Here is a 16040-nt window from a genome sequence, read left to right as displayed (position 1 = left end):
GCGGTGATTCCGGGGATCGATGTGCGAGCGGAGCGCGTCAGCGACTTCCCTGATGCCGTGGTGGTGGAGGCGGTGTCCATCGGCCGGCCGGGCAGGTGCCCGCACGTCCGCGTCCCCGCCCGTCCGCGTCCCCGCACGTCCGGTTCGCCGTGCTCAGCCACGAACCCTTGTGCTCGTTTCTGTTCTACATAACACTCTCAATACACAGAAACGCGCACCACTGAACATGTTCGAACCTTGAGTGACGGCCGGTCGAGTCGAGGAGAGCAGACATGACGCAGTTCAGCCGCCGTAGATTTGTGAGCGCGGCCATGGTGGGGGTCGCGTCCGTGGGTGTCGCCCTGGGCGGCGGCCGTACGCCCCTCGCCCAGGCCGCCAGCCCGCGGGGGCTGACCATCCGCGGGAACGAATTCCTGCTGGACGGCGAGCCGTTCCGGATCCTCTCGGGTGCCTTCCACTACTTCCGGACACATCCCAAGGACTGGCGCGACCGGTTGCTGCGGATGCGGGCCATGGGCCTGAACACGGTGGAGACCTACGTCGCCTGGAACTTCCACCAACCGTATGAGGGGAAGACCGACTTCACCGGATGGCGCGACGTCGCAGCCTTCGTACGGATCGCGGACGAGGTCGGGCTCAAGGTGATCGTGAGACCGGGACCGTACATCTGCGCGGAATGGGACTTCGGCGGCCTGCCGGCCTGGCTCCTCAAGGACAAGGACGCGCCGCTGCGCCGCTCCGACCCCGCCTACGAGCGGGCGGTTGACGCCTGGTTCGCCGAACTGCTGCCCCGGTTCGTCGATCTCCAGGCCACGCGCGGCGGGCCCATCATCGCCATGCAGGTCGAGAACGAGTACGGCAGCTACGACGACGACCATGCGCACCTGGAACATCTGCGGGACACCATGCGGGCACAGGGCGTGGACAGCCTGCTCTTCTGCTCCAACGGAGCCACCCAGGAAGCGCTGAAGGACGGCAGCCTTCCCGACCTCCTCTCCACCGTCAACTTCGCCGGGGACCCCACCGGACCCTTCGCCGAGCTGCGCGAATTCCAGCCGGACAAGCCCCTGTTCTGCACGGAGTTCTGGGACGGCTGGTTCGACCACTGGGGGGAGCAGCACCACACCACCGACCCGGCGCAGACCGCCGCCGACGTGGAGAAGCTCCTCGAAGCGGGAGCGTCGATCAACTTCTATATGGCGGTGGGCGGAACGAACTTCGGCTGGTTCGCGGGCGCCAACCTGAGCGGTAGCTCCTACCAGCCCACCGTCACCAGCTACGACTACGACTCCCCGATCAGCGAATCCGGCGAACTCACCGAGAAGTTCCACAAGGTGCGTGACGTGCTGGCCAAGTACACCACCTTGCCCGGCACGCCCCTGCCGGCCACGCCGCGCCGCATACCGGCCCAGAGGGTCGCCGTCCGCGAGTCGGTGCCGCTGATGGACGTGCTCGACGCGCTGAGCACTCCGGTACGGCGTACCGCTCCGGTCCACATGGAGGCGCTCGGGCAGTCGTACGGACTGATCCACTACCGCACCCGGGTGCGCGGGCCGCAGGGGACCAAGGGGCTGAGGGTCACGGGCCTGGGCGACCGTGCCCTGGTGTTCGGCGACGGAGAGCGCATAGGCACCTTCGACCGAAACCAGCCGGACCACACCGTCGACTTCACCGTGGCCGGCACGTCCAGCACCCTCGACCTCCTGGTCGATCCCACCGGACGGATCAACTTCGGCCAGGGACTCAATGACCCCAAGGGAATCAGCGGCAAGGTTCTCCTCGACGACGAGGAACTGAGCGACTGGGAGATCCGCCGGCTGCCTCTCGACGACCTCTCGGCTCTGAAGTTCGGCAGCGGAGACAAGCCGACCGGCCCCGCGTTCCACCGGGCCCGGGTTCATGTCGACACCCCGGCGGACGGCTTCCTCGCGTTTCCCGGCTGGGACAAGGGCATGGTGTGGCTCAACGGGTTCCCGCTCGGCCGGTACTGGTCCCTCGGCCCGCAGGTCACCCTGTACGCGCCGAGCCATCTGTGGCGGCGGGGGCGGAACGAGCTCGTCGTCCTGGAGATGGAGCGGACCGGGGACCGGATCGAGGTACGGTCCGAGCCCGACATCGGTCAGGTTCCGCCTCTTTGAGAGGTGGGTGGGTCTGGACCCACCCACCCGTACGCCCAGGCCCATACCGCGCCGCCCACGCACTCCGTAGCGTCGACACCACAACTAGACGGAGGAAGAAAGTCATGGCAAAGACCAACGACGCTCAGGTCGAGGAAGCTCAGCTCAACACCCCGCACGTCCAAAAGGCCTTCGACACGGCGAAGAAGGGCATCGTGCTCTATGGCGTCGTCAGCGCCATCGTCCTCGGCACGGTTGCCGTGATGGCGTTCCGCGGCGAGTCGGTGACCTCGTTCATGTGGGTCCGGTCGGCCATCCTGCTTGTGGTCTCCGTGCTGATCCACCGGATGGCCGTGAGCGCTTCACAGGGATCGCGACGGGCGTACGAGCGCTTGAGCACCCTCACCATCATCCTGCCGATCGCGATCATCGGCGTCGACCTGATCCCCGGCCTCTGCCCGGCGTGGTACGCCGTGATGCAGGGCGTCTCCGCCCTGGGCCTCCTCCTTGCCGCATCCGTCGTCAAGGGTGCCGGAATGCGCGCCGTATTCCCCAAGACTTCGTAAGGCGCGACCGCCACGCCAACAGCCGTCCTGTCCCGGGTACTTGTCACCCGGGACAGGACGGCTGTTTGTCGTGTTGGGCGCGTTGCGCGCGTTGCGCGCGTTCTACTTGATCTGGATGTCCGCCGTTCCCCCCTCCGTCCCCACCAGGTGAAGCCGGTGGCTCCCCAAGCGGAGGTCGAGCTCCTTGGCCAGCTTCAGGCTCACACCATGTGAACTGAGCTTCACATAGCTCTCGCTCACCTCTTTGATATCCAGCTCAAGGTTCTGGATCTTGATTGACGTCCCTGAGCGTGCATGAACGGTGCATGAGCTTCCCGCGCAGCGCGCATCGACGTCCTCAGGGGCGCAGCCGGTCACCGCCAACAGCGGAGTAGCAAGCAGGAGAACAGATGCAACGACATGTGCGGAGCGGGGCATTGAGATCTCCTGACGTCTGGTTCGTGGAAGCTGGAACAGTCCGTTCCGGGCTGCACTGATCCGTGGGGGACGTTCGTCGATGGTTGTCTGTCCGCAGACCGTTTCCGGGTACGTCCGCAGGAACGGCCGACGCTGGAGAAGGTAGGGTCGACAGACCCACCCCTGGTATCCCGCTACGCCCCGTCGCGGGTGGGTCCAGCCCCACTCCTTCCACGCCGTCGCGGTGGCCGTCGGTGGCGCGGCCACTCCGCGCCCCGGCACCGCCCAGCCACCGTCGTTCTACTGCCGCCTGACACCTGCCGGCAGCACTTGAACACCCTTGCCCGGGTGCGACGGGGTGTGTTCTCGTGGTCCCGATCGTGTGTGTGCGGGGCGAGGGGGACATCGATGGCCGACGGTACCGGGCAGCTGCTGGCCATCAGCGACCTGCACATCAGCTACGCCGAGAACCGTGCCCTGGTCGAGCGTATGGTGCCCGACTCCGACGACGACTGGCTGCTCGTGGCCGGGGATGTCGCCGAGACCGTGGCCGACATCCGCTGGGCCCTCAAGACGCTGGCGAGCCGCTTCCGCAAGGTCGTCTGGGCTCCCGGCAACCACGAACTGTGGACCCATCCGAAAGACGCCGTCACCCTCCGCGGCGCCGCCCGCTACGAGCACCTGGTCGACCTGTGCCGCGACCTGGGCGTGACCACCCCCGAGGACCCCTACCCGGTCTGGCACGGCCCCGGCGGCCCGGTCGCCGTGGCGCCGTTGTTCCTGCTGTACGACTACAGCTTCCTGCCGGCCGGCTGCGCCACCAAGGACGAGGGACTTGCCTACGCGCACGAAACCGGCGTCATCTGCAACGACGAGTACCTGCTGCACCCCGACCCCTACCCGAGCCGCGAGGCCTGGTGCCGGGACCGGGTGGCCGAGACCGAGCGCCGACTCGCCGCGCTCCCCGACGACTTGCCCACGGTCCTCGTCAACCACTACCCGCTGGACCGCCACCCCACGGACGTCCTGTGGTACCCCGAGTTCGCCATGTGGTGCGGCACCCGGCTGACCGCCGGCTGGCACCGCCGATTCCGCGTGGGCGCCATGGTCTACGGCCATCTCCACATCCCGCGGACCACCTGGCACGAGGGCGTCCGCTTCGAAGAGGTGTCGGTGGGCTATCCCCGCGAGTGGCGCAACCGCCCGGGGCCGCCCGGCAGACCGCGCCGCATCCTGCCGACGGAAGGGCACGGCCGGTGATCGAGGAGTTGCTCCCGGACTCGGTGGTGGCCGTGGAGACCTACGGTGACGACGAGGCCGACCAGGCCCCGCTCTACCCCGAGGAACAGGCGGTGGTGGCGCGGGCGGTGGACAAGCGTCGCCGCGAGTTCGCCGCCGTGCGCGGCTGCGCCCGCCGCGCCATGGAGAAGCTCGGCGTGCCGCCGCAGCCCGTCCTGCCCGGTGAGCGCGGCGCCCCGCGCTGGCCGGAGGGCCTGCTCGGCAGCATGACCCACTGCGACGGCTACCGCGCCGCCGCCCTGGTGCGCGCCACCGACCTGGCCTCTCTCGGCATCGACGCCGAACCCCACGGTCCGCTCCCGGACGGCGTCCTGAGCCCCGTCGCGCTCCCCGCCGAGCAGGAGCGCCTGGCCCTCCTCGCCGCCCGGCAGCCCGCCGTCCACTGGGACCGGCTGCTGTTCAGCGCGAAGGAGTCCGTCTACAAGGCGTGGTTCCCCCTGACGGGGAAGTGGCTGGGCTTCGAGGAGGCGGACATCGAGATCCACGCGGACCCTGGAACGGCGCCGCACGGCCGCTTCCGCGCCGAACTGCTCGTTCCCGGACCGCTGGTGGGCCCCCGACGGCTCGGACACTTCGAGGGGCGGTGGACCGTCCGCCAGGGCCTGGTCACGACCGCGGTGACGGTCCACCACCCTTGATCCCACGCCGCGGTCGGACGGCCTGGACCGGGTGGGACTGGGCCGGGTGGGGCTAGCCCCACCGCCCGCGGGGCGTAGCGGGATACCAGCACAGACCGTCCGGGCATACGTTCTCCAGTAGCGGTCGGGTACATCGATTCCCGGCTGGCAGAATGGCGCCGTGGCGAAAGGAACAGACGGATGAGGCTGCCTGCGGGAGGCGGTCCACTGCGCTGGTGGGTCGAGATCGTGCGTGGGTTGTACCGGTCCGCGGTACTGACCGGACTGACCTGGCTGATGCCGGCGGTATGGCTGGCCGTCGGGCTGGGCGGCTCCCAAGCGGTCAGCTCCTGGTCTGAGGGGCTGAGCGCGCCCCTGATCGTCCGGGCGCTGGTGACCCTCGGACAGATTTTGATGGTGATTCTGTGGATCACCGTGGCCGTCTGGGTCGTGCACCCACTGACCAGCCGGCCCCTCGCCAAGGCCGCGCGCCGATGCGCGGAACGCTGGCTGGACGTGCGGATCGAGGTGACCTACCGCTCCGTTCCACAGGTCAGCCGTATGTCGACGGGTTACTGGTGGGACGGCCACGAGTACCACCGATCCGAACGGGAAGCGCGCCGCCGGGCCAGGGTGCACGCCCGATTCCATGATCCGCAATTGCACTGGGACGGGCTGTGGGGCGTGGTCGCCGGTGTGACCGTGCTACCGGTCGCGGCCCTGCCGCTGCTCGGGCTCGCCGGCGGCGTGTACATGACGTTGACGCCGGATCTCATCGGATACGGCGTCGCCCTGATCGTCGCCGGCCTGGCCGCTGCCCCGTTCGCGTGGCGGATCTTCGGGCCCCCGGCGCTTCGGTTCCTCGGACCGATCCCGCGCTCGTGGCTCGGTCGGCGGGTGAAGGAGCTGGAAGCCATCCAGGCGGACCTGACCCAGACTCAGGCAGCCGAACTGGAGCGCATCGAGCGGGATTTGCACGACGGAACCCAGGCCCGGCTGCTCGCCATGGGTATGTCCGTGGGGGCCGCCGAGCAACTCGTCGACACTGACCCCGCCGCCGCAAAGGCGATCCTCGCCGAGGCCCGTACCGCGTCTGCGACCGCGCTCGCCGAGCTGCGCTCGCTGGTCCGCGGCATCAACCCGCCCGTGCTCGCCGAGCGCGGCCTGGTGGACGCCGTCCGGGCCCTGGCGCTCGACGCTCCTGTCGAGATCGCCGTGCACAGCACGGTGCCCTCCCGAGTCGAGCGTCCCGTCGAGTCGGCGGTCTACTTCGCCGTCGCGGAACTGATGGCGAATGTCGCCAAGCATGCCGAAGCCTCTCAGGTGACAGTCGAATTCGGCTATGCGCAGCAGATGCTCACCGCGACGGTGACCGACGACGGGATCGGCGGAGCCGTCGCCTCGGCAGGCTCAGGGCTGCGCGGGATCGAGCGTCGGATGGCGGCATTCACCGGCCGTCTGGAGATCGACAGCCCCACCGGGGGTCCCACTCACATCACTGTGGCGGTGCCATGCGCGTTGTCGTAGCCGAAGACCTCTTCCTGCTCCGCGACGGGATGGTCCGCATCGTCGAGGCGCACGGGCACACCGTGGTCGCAGCGGTCGACACGGGGCCCGACACGCTGGATGCGCTGCTCACCCTGCGGCCGGACGCGGCGATCGTGGACGTCCGACTGCCGCCGACGTTCTCCGACGAAGGACTTCAGGCCGCTCTCGCCGCCCGCCGGGAGGTTCCGGGGCTGCCTGTGCTCATCCTCTCGCAGCACGTGGAACAGCTGTATGCGCGCGAACTTCTCGCCGACGGGCACGGCGGCGTCGGCTACCAGCTCAAGGATCGGGTCCTGGACGCCGGCCAGTTCATGGACGCGCTCAACCGCGTCGCCGGCGGCGGTACGGCACTTGACCCGACGGTCGTCGCGAAACTGCTTGGCAGACCCATGCGGACCGATCCGCTCGCCACGCTCACCGAGCGGGAACGCTCGGTGCTCGCGCTGATGGCCGAGGGCCTCTCCAACACGGCGATCGCGGGCCGGCTGTTCCTGAGCGAGGGCGCCATCAGCAAGTACACGACCACGATCTTCGCCAAGCTCGGCCTCGCCACCGACGACGACACCAACCGCCGGGTCCGGGCGGTCCTCACCTATCTCGGCGCCGACGCACCGAACGATCAGTGAAGGCACACGTCAGTTCCTGAGCACGTGGTGCCGGGAACATGCGGACCTGCCCTGGTGATCGGGGCCGGTCCGGCGTGAGCCGGGCAACCAGCAAGCAGCGCAGTCGGCTGCCGCGATTCCGCACACCGTTACGGCCAGTGAGTGGGTCTTGACCCACCGCGCACACGGCGTAGAGCGACGCCGAGGACGCCAAGCGACCAGCACACGGAAGGACAAGATCATGTCCGCAGTGATTGAAGTGCAGAACCTCCACAAGAAATACGGCGACCTGGTGGCGGTCGATGATGTGTCCTTCACCGTCGAGGAAGGTGAGATCTTCGGGATCGTCGGCCCCAACGGCGCAGGCAAGACCACGACCCTGGAATGCATCGAGGGGCTGCGGAAGCGCGACAGCGGGGAGATCCGCGTGCTCGGCAGCGACCCCCACGCACAGCGGGCCGAGATCACCCAGCGGCTCGACGTCCGGCTCCAGGACAGCGGGCGGCCCGACCGGCTGCAGGTCGCCGAGGCGCTGTCGCTCTACAGCTCCTTCTACCGCGACCCCGCCGACTGGCTTCAGCTCATGGGGTCACTCGGGCTCACCGGCAAGGCCAAGCCCCCCTTAGGCACGTCGTCCGAGAGCCAGGAGCAGCGCCTGTCCGTCGCACTGGCCCTGGTCGGGAACCCTCAGGTGGCGGTCTTCGACGAGCTCACCACCGGCCTGGACCCGCAGGCCCGGCGCGACACATGGGAACTGATCGAGACCGTCCGCGCCAGCGGCATCACCATCCTCCTCGCCACGCACTTCATGGAGGAGGCGGAGCGGCTGTGCGACCGGATCGCCCTGATCAGCAAGGGCCACGTCGCGACGGTCGACACACCGTCCGGACTGATCGAGCGGATCCAGAGCGACACGCGGATCACGTTCCGCCCGTCCGTGCCGTTCGACGACCACCTCCTGACCCGGCTGCCCGACGTGACCGGCATGACCCGCGAGGGCGACTACGTGACGGTCACCGGCACCACCGACGCGCTGTACGCGGTCACGTCGGAACTGGCGCGCCACACCGTCATGCCCGAGCACCTCCGTGTCGAACAGGCGACACTGGAGGACGCGTTCCTCGCCCTCACCGGCAACGACCTCACAGCGAAGTAGCAGCCGGGGCCGCGGGGCCTCAACCGGCGGCCGCCTCCTCGCGCCCCTCCATGTCCCGGACGCGGGCGGCCAGTTCCCGCGGGGTGCGCCGCTCGAACACCTCGGTGAGGCTGAGCGACACGCCGCTCATGTTCTCGAACTCCTGGATCGCCACGGCGGCGAGCATGGAGTTCCCTCCGTACGCGAAGAAGTCCGTGTCGGCGTTGACGTCCTCGCGCCGGAGGGTGCTCCGCCACAGCGCGGTCAGCCGGTCCGTCAGCTCGTCCAGGTCCGGGTGGTGCAGCTCCAGCCGTGTCGGGGCGAGGTTCGCGCGCCGGTCGGCGACCATCCGCTCCAGTGCGGGGTAGTCGACCTTCCCGCTGGCGTTGATCGGCATCGGGTCGACCGTGACGAGGTCGCCGGGAAGCATCGCCCGGGACAGGCGGGCACCGGCGTGCGTCCAGACGCTCCCGGTGTCGAGCGAGCCGGCGGCCGGCTCCAGGCAGCCGATGAGCACGGCGTCCGCACTCGGGTCGCCGACCATGACCACCGCAGCGGCACCGACTTCGGGGTGCGCGAGGAGCGTCGACTCGATCTCGCCGAGCTCGATACGGTTCCCGCGGAGTTTGACCTGCCGGTCGCTCCGGCCGAACAGGTCGAGCACTCCGTCCGCACGCCAGCAGGCCACGTCGCCCGTACGGTAGAAGCGGCCATACTCGCGGTGTTCACCGAAGCGCTGCGCGTTGAGCTCCGGCCGGCCGTGGTACCCGATCGCCACGCCGATGCCCGAGATGCAGAGTTCCCCACGGACGCCGACGGGCAGTTCGCGACCGTGCTGATCGACCACATGGACCTGGGTGTTACGGATCGGCCGGCCGACGTCGAGGCGGGCCGCCGGGTGTTCCGTGACAACGCGTGACGTCGACCAGATGGTCGTCTCCGTGGGCCCATAGGCGTGGTGCAACACGCAGCCGGCGGCCACCAGCCGCTGGGCCAGGGAGACCGGCACGGGCTCACCGCCCACTATGACGCTGCGGCCCCGCAGGCAGCCCTCCATCCGGTCGATGACCAGCCGCCAGGTCGTCGGCGTCGCCTCGACGAACCGCACCCCGTACCGCTCCACCAGCTCCCTCAGGACCCGGCCGTCGCTCCTGGCCCGGTCGGGGGCAGCCACCAGGCGGCCGCCGGAGACCAGCGACACGTGCAGTTCGATGCCGGACATGTCGAACGCGAACGTCGTCGTCCACAGCATCGTGTCACCGGGCTGCGCCTCCAACTGCTCAGCGAAGTGCGCGGCCACATTGGCCAGGGCCGCGTGTGTGACGAGGGTCCCCTTCGGCCGGCCGGTCGATCCCGAGGTGTAGATCAGGTACGCGCAGGACTCCGGGTCCACCTCCACGGGCGAGACGTCGGCCGTCTTCGCATCCGAGGCCGCGTCGACCGCCGGCGCGGTCAGCACCACGAGTCCGTGGTCGGCGAAGTGCGCCATGTCCTCGGTCGCCACGAGCAACTTCGCGGCCGAGTCGGTGAGTTGGTAGCGGATCCGCTCCTCGGGGTGGGCCGCGTCCAGGGGCAGGTACGCCGCGCCCGCCAGCCAGGTCCCGAGGACCGCCGCGACCAGCTCGGGCCCGCGCGGGAGGGCTATCGCCACCACGTCCCCCGGTCGGAGGCCGGCGCCCCGGACGAGAGCGCTCATGGCGTGTGCCGCGCTCCACAGTTGCCCGTAGCCGACCGACCGGTCACCGTCCACGACGGCGACGGCATCCGGCGTCCGCAGAACGTGCTCGTGGACGGCGTCGAGGACCGAGGCGGGCTCGACGGGCCGGGCCGTGTCGTTCGCCGCCCCGATGATCTCGTGGTCCCTCTCGCTCCACCAGTGGAGGTCCCCGACCGCACGCTCGGGGGCGTCCGTGAACGAGGACAGCACCGACTCGTAACGCGCCAGCAGCAGTTCGGCGTGGGGCCGCTCGAAGAGCTCGGTCCGGTAGACGGCCCGTACCGAGACGCCGTCGTCGGTCGAGGTGGTGGAGAGGTGGAGGTCGAACTTGCCGAAGCCGCTCGCGGCGGGGAACGGCCTGGCCACGAGGCCGCCGAGGGTGAAGGCGGCGGGACCGCGCTCCGTCCGGTGGTCGTACACGTGCCGGAACGGCAGGGACCCTCGGCCGGACCGCGCCGCGGGCATGAGGTCGGCATACGCGTCCACGGCCACGTCGGCGTGCGCCACGGCCGTCAGCAGTCGCTCGCTGCTCCGGCGCACCAGGTCGCGCACGCTCTCCTCCCGGTCCACCCGCAGCCGCAGCGGCACGTGGGTGACGTGGTATCCGATCGTGCGGGCGGCGTGCGCCGGCCTGACGTCGACCGGGGAGCCGACGAGCAGGTCGGGTCCGGCGCCGTGCGCGTCGAGCAGCACGTAGTACGCGGCCAGCAGGACCGCGGACTCCGGGACCCCGAGGTCGTCGGCGAGCCGCCGGACCGCGGACACCGTACGCGGCGGCAGCTCGCGGCCGACCTGCGCCGCCGCCGGCGTCGGCCGGTCCGGCTCGGGCACGGCGCACGCCAGCTCCATGCCGTCGGTGCTCGCGCCCGCCAACTCCTCGCGCCAGAAGGCGAGGCTCTCCCCGCTCGGCGGCGGCTCTGTCCACCCGGGCACCGCTGCGAGGCCCTCCTCCTGCGCTCCGTCCGCGTGCTCGTACGCGGACATCAGCTCCTCCCGGAAGACCGAGGCGGACACCTCGTCGAAGACCAGGTGGTGCGCCGTGACGCAGAAGACGTCCGTGTCCGGGGAGCGGAAGAGGGCCGCCCTCAGCATCGGCCCGCCGTCCAGGCCGAAAGGTACGGCGGTCACGGTCGCCAGGTCGTCCTCGGTGGGCTCGCCCGGCAGTACGACCTGCACCACGTCGAGCCGGATTGCGTCCGGGCCGACCACGCGCTTGACCAGCCGGGTGCCCTCGCTGCGGTAGACGGTGCGCAGCGCCTCGTGGCGCCGCAGCACGACGGCCAGCGCCGTGCCGAGCCGGGACGCATCCACGTGTCCTGCGACGGCGAACGCCACGGACAGATTGTTCACGGGGGTGCCCGGCGCCAGCGACTCAAGCAGCCACAGGGCCTCTTCCTTCGGAGAGAGCTCCGCTTCATCACCCCGTTCCGCAGGCGTATTCCCCTTCGCGGAATTCATCACGTCGCTCCTTCACAAATCCGTTGACTCCGCCGGTTTTCCCCTGGGTGCCCGACCACGCTAGATGCCCAATTCCTTGTCGATGAGATCGAATATCTCGTCGTCCGTCGCCCCGCTGATGTCCTTGTCGTCGGGCGCGCTGTCCGCGTCCCCGCCGCGGAATTCCTCCACGATGCCCTCAAGGCGGCTCATGATCTTCGCTTTCTTGCCGCCCCGCTGAGCTATCCCGGAGAGCAGGGACTTGAGCCGGTCGAGTTCGCTGAGCACCGGCTCGTAGTCGATTTCCTGGTCGGCGATCCTTTCCCGGAGATATCCGGCGAGCTCGGCGGGAGTGGGGTAGTCGAAGACCACCGCGGCGGGCAGCCGCAGCCCGACGGCGCTGCTGATCCGGTTACGGAGTTCCAGCGCGGTCAGCGAGTCGAAGCCGAGCTGGCGGAAGTACCGGGCGGACTCGATGGATTCGGGGCCGGGCCTGCCGAGCACGAGGGCCGCCTGGGTCAGGACCAGATTCGTGATCGCGCCTTCGAGCTGTTCGGGCGGCAGCGCGGCCAGCTGGTTCGCCAGGTTCTTGCCGGCGTCCGGCCCCGCCGCTGCGGCGGTGCGTCGACCGGGGCGGACCAGGCCGGTGACCAGGGCGGGGACGGCAGTTCCGAGGCGGCGCAGCGCGGGCAGGTCGAGGCGGGCCGTCACCAGCAGCGGGTCCGTCTGTCCTGCGGCCGCGTCCAGCAGGGCGAGCCCGTCGGGTGTGGCCAGCGGCCGCAGCCCCTGCCGGCCCATCCGCTGCCGGTCGGCGTCCGTGATCTCGCCGGCCATGCCCTGTTCCCAGGGGCCCCACGCCAAAGACACGGCGGGCAGGCCCTGGTGGCACCGGTGGGCGGCAAGGGCGTCCAGGAAGGTGTTGCCTGCCGCGTAGTTGGCCTGCCCCGGGGTGCCCAATACCCCGGCCACCGAGGAGAAGAGGGTGAAGGTGTCCAGGTCCAGGTGGCGGGTCAACTCGTGCAGGTGCCACGCCGCATCGGCCTTCGGGCGCATGACCTGCCGTACCCGGTCCGGGGTGAGCGACCCGATGACACCGTCGTCGAGAACGCCCGCCGTGTGGATGACCCCCGTCAGCGGTGCCTCCGTCGGCACACCGGCGATCACCCCGGCCAGCTGGTCCCGGTCCGCCACGTCACAGGCCACCACCTGCACGCTCGTCCCGGAGCCGGCCAACTCGGCGACCAGTTCCGGCATCCTGGACGTGCCCATGCCGCGCCGCGAGGCCAGCAGCACGCGCCGGGCCCGCCCGGTCGTCGCCAGATGCCGGGCGACGAGGCCGCCCAGCGCACCGGACGCACCGGTCACCAGTACCGTGCCCACACGGCCGGCCGACGAGGGAACGGTCAGGACGACCTTCCCGACGTGCCGGGCCTGGCTCAGGAACCGGAAGGCCTCCACCGCGCGCCGCACATCCCAGCACGCCACCGGCAACGGCCGCAGCACACCCTCCGCGAACAGCCCCGACAGCGACGACAGCAGCCCGCCGATCGCATCCGGGTCCTGAAGCAGCAGGTCGAACGTCCGATAGGCAACCTGATGATCCCGCTCCACCCGGCCGGGGTCGCGCACGTCGGCCTTGCCCATCTCGATGAACCGCCCGCCGGGACGGGTCAACCGCAGCGACGCATCCACGAACTCCTCTGTCAGGGAGCCCAGCACCACGTCCATGCCGCGTCCACAGGACTCCGCACGGAACGCCTCCTCGAACTCCGTGGTCCGGGACGACGCCAAGTGCCGTTCATCCAGGCCGAGTTCACGCAACGCCCGCCACTTCGACGGCGACGCGGTCGCGAAGACCTCGGCGCCCAGGTGCCGGGCCACCTGCACGGCGGCCATCCCCACACCACCCGCGGCGGCGTGGATCAGCACCCGCTCACCACGCCGCAGCCCGGCCAGCTCCGCCAGCGCGTAATACGCGGTCAGAAACGCCATCGGCGCACCGGCCGCTTCCGCCGACGACCAGCCCGACGGCACCCGCGTCACGGCGCGCGCATCGGCCACCGCCACGGGCCCGAACGCGGCCGGGAACAGACCCATCACCGCGTCCCCGACCGCCGGTTCCACCACGCCCGGCCCGGTCTCCAGCACGACACCGGTGCCTTCGAGCCCCAGCGCCCCCGCCTCACCGGGGTACCTGCCCAGCACGTTCAGAACGTCGTGGAAGTTCACGCCGGCCGCGCGCACCGCCACCCGCACCTCACCGGCCGCCAGCGGCCGCCGCCCGTCCTCGTACTCCTCCAGCACCAGGTTCTCGACCGTGCCGCGCTCGGAGACCCCCAGCCGCCACTCCGTCCCGTCCGGCACCGCCAATCCGTCCCCGGCCGCACGCGCCAGACGCCGCACTCGTACCTGCGCGTCCCGCACCGCGAACTCGGGCTCCCCCAGCGCCGTTCCGGCCACGACGAGAGGTCCTGAGCGCTTGAGCGCCTGCACGTCCGCCAGCACGATCCGCTCCGGATGTTCACCCGCCGCCGCGCGCACCAGGCCGGTGACGCCCGCGCTGTCCATCCGCAGGCCCACGCCTGGTCCGGTGTCCACGCCGCGCTCAGTCACCACTACAAGCCGCGACCCGTCCAGCACTCCCGCGGCCAGCCATTCCCGCACGATGCCCAGGACACGCAGTACGGCGCCCTGCGCCAGGTCCTCGACACCGCCGGAGGCCTCTCCGTACGCGGCGCCATCGCCCCTTGAGGCCTCTCCGTACGCGGTGCCATCGCCTCTTGAGGCCTCTCCGTACGCGGTGCCATCACCTCTTGAGCCCTCTCCGTACGCGGCGCCACCGTCGTGTACGAGGCCGGGGACGCAGCAGGTCACCACCACGTCGGGCACCGCGGCGCCCGCCTCGACCGCCGCGAGCATCTCCGCCATATCCGCGTACGCCGCCGCGCCGGGCACGCCCAGTCCGCCGTCCTCGCCGAGCACCGCCCAGCTGCGGCCCGGCTCACCGGCCCCCTCCTCCACGGCGGCCGGGAGCCACTCCATCCGGAAGAGCCCTTCACGGGCCGGTCCGGCGGCCTGGTCCAGCGCTCCGGCGGCCAGCGGCCCCAGCACCACCGATCCCGCCGAGGCGATCAGCTGTCCGGCCGCGTCGGCGAGCGTCACCGAGGTGCCTTCGCCCGAGTCCGACGGCGCCACCCGTACCCGCGCCGCCATCGCTCCCGACGCGTGCACCCGCACACCACTCCACGCGAAGGGCAGCAACGGCCCCTCGTCGCCCGCCTGCTCCAGCCCCGTCACATGCAACGCGGCGTCCAGCAGCGCCGGATGCACCCCGAAGCCGTCCGCGTTCACGCCCTCCGGCAGCGCCACCTCCGCGAACACCTCGTCGCCGCGCCGCCAAGCCGCCCGTACGCCCTGGAACACCCCCCCATACTCGAACCCGGCAGCCTCCAGAGCCTCGTACAGCCCGTCCACGTCGGCCACCACGGCACCCACCGGTGGCCACTGCACGCTCCACACCGCCGTTTCCGCGACGGCGTCACCGTCCGGTTCGGCCTGAGACAGGGTGCCCGACGCATGGCGCACCCACTCCCCCTCGGCCGCCCGCGCGAACACGGTGACCTCGCGCCGCCCCGCAGGACCGGCCTCCCCGACGGTGACCTGGACCCGCATGTCGCCACGTTCCGGCAGCACCAGCGGCGTCTCGATGACCAGTTCCTCGACCTGTCCGCAGTCGGCCTCGTCACCGGCCCGCACCGCCATGTCCAGCAGCGCCGCAGCAGGTACCACCGCCCGCCCTGCCACGAGCGACTGGGCCAGCCATGGCTGCGCGGACACGACGAGTTGCCCGGTCAGCACCACCCCACCGGTCGCGGGCAGTTCGACGGCCGCGCCCAGCAACGGATGGCGCGGGCTTTCCAGGCCCAGGTCCTCGGCACGGCTTCCCACGGCGGGGGTGAGCCAGTAGCGCTGCCGCTGGAAGGCATAGGTCGGCAGGTCGATCCGCCGCGCGCCCGTGCCCGTGCCCGTGCCCGTGTAGACCTTGTCCCAGCCGACGGCTACGCCTCGTACGAACACCTTCGCCAGCGCCGTGAGCAGGGCACGGGGTTCGTCGCGGCCGCGGCGCAGGACCGGCAGCCACACCTCGGCGACGTCGCCCTTGCCCTTGCCCCCGCCTTCTGTATCCGTGCGGGTCTGCGGGCCCATGCCCGACAGCACACCGTCCGGACCGATCTCCACGAAGGTCCGCACACCGCTGCCCCGCAGGCCCTCCGCGGCGTCCGCGAAGCGGACCGCCTCACGGACATGCCGCACCCAGTACGAGGGATCTGTCACCTCGCTGGTCACCGGCTGCCCGGTCAGGGCCGACACCAGCGTCAGACGAGGTGCCCGGGACTCGACGGAGCCGACGACCTGCGCGAACTCCTCCAGCATGGGGTCCATCAGTGGCGAGTGGAACGCGTGCGAGACCCGCAGACGACTGGTGCGCGCCCCGGCCTGCGCCAACGCCTGGGCCACTGCCAGCACTTCGTCTTCGATGCCTGAAATCACCACGGCCTTGGGGCCGTTCACCGCTGCAATGCCCACACCGGGCCGGTCCACG

General features: G+C 70.6%; 10 protein-coding genes. 7 read left to right on the top strand and 3 right to left on the bottom strand.

The genetic code is table 11. The annotated features are described in order from the left end of the window. The first annotated feature begins 272 nt into the window (after positions 1-272). Complete coding sequence (locus AB0I10_RS23035; RefSeq protein WP_363154442.1) at positions 273-2138, top strand: beta-galactosidase family protein; 1866 nt, start codon at positions 273-275, stop codon at positions 2136-2138. 104 nt (positions 2139-2242) lie between these two features. After that, on the top strand, positions 2243-2683 hold the full coding sequence (locus AB0I10_RS23030) for a hypothetical protein (protein ID WP_363154441.1): 441 nt from the start codon (positions 2243-2245) through the stop codon (positions 2681-2683). Positions 2684-2785: 102 nt separating this feature from the next. On the opposite strand, the gene AB0I10_RS23025 is transcribed toward AB0I10_RS23030, so the two are convergent. Then, the gene (locus AB0I10_RS23025; RefSeq protein WP_363154440.1) at positions 2786-3100 is read right to left on the bottom strand and encodes a hypothetical protein; all 315 of its coding nucleotides are present in this window, start codon (positions 3098-3100) and stop codon (positions 2786-2788) included. A gap of 387 nt (positions 3101-3487) precedes the next feature. Between AB0I10_RS23025 and AB0I10_RS23020 the strand changes: the two genes are divergently transcribed. From AB0I10_RS23020 to AB0I10_RS23000, 5 genes are all read left to right on the top strand, one after another. Continuing rightward, positions 3488-4339, top strand: a complete 852-nt coding sequence (locus tag AB0I10_RS23020) for a metallophosphoesterase (protein WP_363154439.1) — start codon at positions 3488-3490, stop codon at positions 4337-4339. Next, positions 4336-5016 carry a 4'-phosphopantetheinyl transferase superfamily protein gene (locus AB0I10_RS23015; RefSeq protein WP_363154438.1) on the top strand — a complete coding sequence of 227 codons (681 nt, stop codon included), beginning with the start codon at positions 4336-4338 and terminating at the stop codon, positions 5014-5016. The genes AB0I10_RS23020 and AB0I10_RS23015 overlap by 4 nt, the downstream gene beginning before the upstream one ends. Positions 5017-5196: 180 nt before the next feature. Continuing rightward, positions 5197-6522: a histidine kinase gene (locus tag AB0I10_RS23010; RefSeq protein WP_363154437.1), complete on the top strand. Its 1326-nt coding sequence runs from the start codon at positions 5197-5199 to the stop codon at positions 6520-6522. After that, positions 6507-7169 carry a response regulator transcription factor gene (locus tag AB0I10_RS23005; RefSeq protein WP_363154436.1) on the top strand — a complete coding sequence of 221 codons (663 nt, stop codon included), beginning with the start codon at positions 6507-6509 and terminating at the stop codon, positions 7167-7169. The genes AB0I10_RS23010 and AB0I10_RS23005 overlap by 16 nt, the downstream gene beginning before the upstream one ends. Positions 7170-7389: 220 nt before the next feature. Then, complete coding sequence (locus AB0I10_RS23000) at positions 7390-8304, top strand: ABC transporter ATP-binding protein (protein WP_363154435.1); 915 nt, start codon at positions 7390-7392, stop codon at positions 8302-8304. A gap of 19 nt (positions 8305-8323) precedes the next feature. Here AB0I10_RS23000 and AB0I10_RS22995 read toward each other — a convergent pair whose 3' ends face one another. Beyond that, a complete protein-coding gene (locus AB0I10_RS22995; protein ID WP_363154434.1) occupies positions 8324-11458 on the bottom strand; it encodes an amino acid adenylation domain-containing protein in 3135 nt (1044 codons plus the stop codon). Between the two features lie 60 nt (positions 11459-11518). Beyond that, a complete protein-coding gene (locus tag AB0I10_RS22990) occupies positions 11519-16024 on the bottom strand; it encodes an SDR family NAD(P)-dependent oxidoreductase (protein ID WP_363154433.1) in 4506 nt (1501 codons plus the stop codon). Positions 16025-16040 lie beyond the last annotated feature (16 nt).

This window comes from Streptomyces sp. NPDC050636 (assembly GCF_040654775.1).
In the GTDB taxonomy this organism is placed as follows: Bacteria; Actinomycetota; Actinomycetes; order Streptomycetales; family Streptomycetaceae; genus Streptomyces.
The sequence above is the reverse complement of the archived record's forward strand: the minus strand, read 5'-3'. Positions and strand labels throughout refer to the sequence as shown.

What these genes read in the sequence shown, in the direction of transcription:
- AB0I10_RS23035 (WP_363154442.1), top strand. Translation starts at nt 273, where the DNA reads ATGACGCAGTTCAGCCGCCGTAGATTTGTGAGCGCGGCCATGGTGGGG.
- AB0I10_RS23030 (WP_363154441.1), top strand. Translation starts at nt 2,243, where the DNA reads ATGGCAAAGACCAACGACGCTCAGGTCGAGGAAGCTCAGCTCAACACC.
- AB0I10_RS23025 (WP_363154440.1), bottom strand. Translation starts at nt 3,100, where the DNA reads ATGCCCCGCTCCGCACATGTCGTTGCATCTGTTCTCCTGCTTGCTACT.
- AB0I10_RS23020 (WP_363154439.1), top strand. Translation starts at nt 3,488, where the DNA reads ATGGCCGACGGTACCGGGCAGCTGCTGGCCATCAGCGACCTGCACATC.
- AB0I10_RS23010 (WP_363154437.1), top strand. Translation starts at nt 5,197, where the DNA reads ATGAGGCTGCCTGCGGGAGGCGGTCCACTGCGCTGGTGGGTCGAGATC.
- AB0I10_RS23005 (WP_363154436.1), top strand. Translation starts at nt 6,507, where the DNA reads ATGCGCGTTGTCGTAGCCGAAGACCTCTTCCTGCTCCGCGACGGGATG.
- AB0I10_RS23000 (WP_363154435.1), top strand. Translation starts at nt 7,390, where the DNA reads ATGTCCGCAGTGATTGAAGTGCAGAACCTCCACAAGAAATACGGCGAC.
- AB0I10_RS22995 (WP_363154434.1), bottom strand. Translation starts at nt 11,458, where the DNA reads ATGAATTCCGCGAAGGGGAATACGCCTGCGGAACGGGGTGATGAAGCG.